This is a genomic window from Rhodococcus sp. EPR-157 (assembly GCF_001647195.1).
In the GTDB taxonomy this organism is placed as follows: Bacteria; Actinomycetota; Actinomycetes; order Mycobacteriales; family Mycobacteriaceae; genus Rhodococcoides.
Map to the genome: position 1 here is coordinate 1 of NZ_LVCV01000239.1, position 943 is coordinate 943.

Annotated in this window: 2 protein-coding genes; one reads left to right on the forward strand and one right to left on the reverse strand. The window is 65.3% G+C overall.

The genetic code is table 11. The annotated features are described in order from the left end of the window. On the reverse strand, positions 1-265 hold a 265-nt coding region (locus A2J03_RS10820), incomplete at its 3' end, for an acyl-CoA dehydrogenase family protein (RefSeq protein WP_197480711.1). Between the two features lie 73 nt (positions 266-338). Between A2J03_RS10820 and A2J03_RS10825 the strand changes: the two genes are divergently transcribed. Further along, a partial coding sequence (locus A2J03_RS10825; RefSeq protein WP_156520318.1) for an aminotransferase class I/II-fold pyridoxal phosphate-dependent enzyme occupies positions 339-943 on the forward strand: 605 nt, incomplete at its 3' end.

Genomic DNA, 943 nt, shown 5'->3' on the forward strand with positions numbered 1-943 from the left:
GGCATGCGAGTCCGTAGGCGGTAGCCGACGTGCCTGCGCAGCCGTAGCCCTCGAGGTGCATGCCGAGCAGCCCGAGTGCGCCGAGTTCCTTGGCCAGCTCGCGAGCAGGGACAGTCCCCTCCTCGAACCAGTCGGCCAAGTGCGGACGGATGCGTTCGTTGCCGAGCTTGCGCACGGTGTCACGAATTTCTTTCTCCTCGGTGTCGAGGAGGGTGTCGAGGGAGAACAGCTCGTCGACGCTCTGCGAGCGGTGCGAATCGGCCACGGTGGAAAGCCTCTTTTCGTCAGCGGTGTCTCCCGCAGGCTACCCACTTCGCTCGACCATTAGTCTGGAAGTCATGAGTGAGCAGCGCAGCAAGGCAGACAGCACGTCCGGGAGTGGAGCCCGCGGAACGACCCAGGGCAATCAGCAGGGATTTTCGACGAAGGCGGTTCACGCCGGTTACGAGCCGGACTCTCTGACCGGCGCGGTCAACGTCCCGATCTACGCGAGCTCGACGTTCGCCCAGGATGGCGTCGGCGGGATGCGCAGTGGCTTCGAGTACGCCCGCACCGGCAATCCGACGCGTCGGCCCCTCGAGGCCAATCTCGCAGCCATCGAATCGGGTACGTACGGACGGGCATTCTCCTCGGGCATGGCGGCCACGGACGCTCTGCTGCGGGCGTCGCTGCGCCCCGGTGATCACCTCGTCATTCCCAACGACGCGTACGGCGGCACCTTCCGGCTCATCGACAAGGTCTTCACTCAGTGGGGCATCGAGTACTCGGTCGCCGCGGTGTCCGACATCGACGCCGTCCGCGACGCGATTCGTCCCAACACCAAGCTGGTGTGGGTGGAGACGCCGACCAACCCCCTCCTCAATGTCGGTGACATCGCCGCGCTCGCCGAGGTGGCCCACGAGAAGAACACGAAACTGGTAGTCGACAACACCTTCGCGTCGCC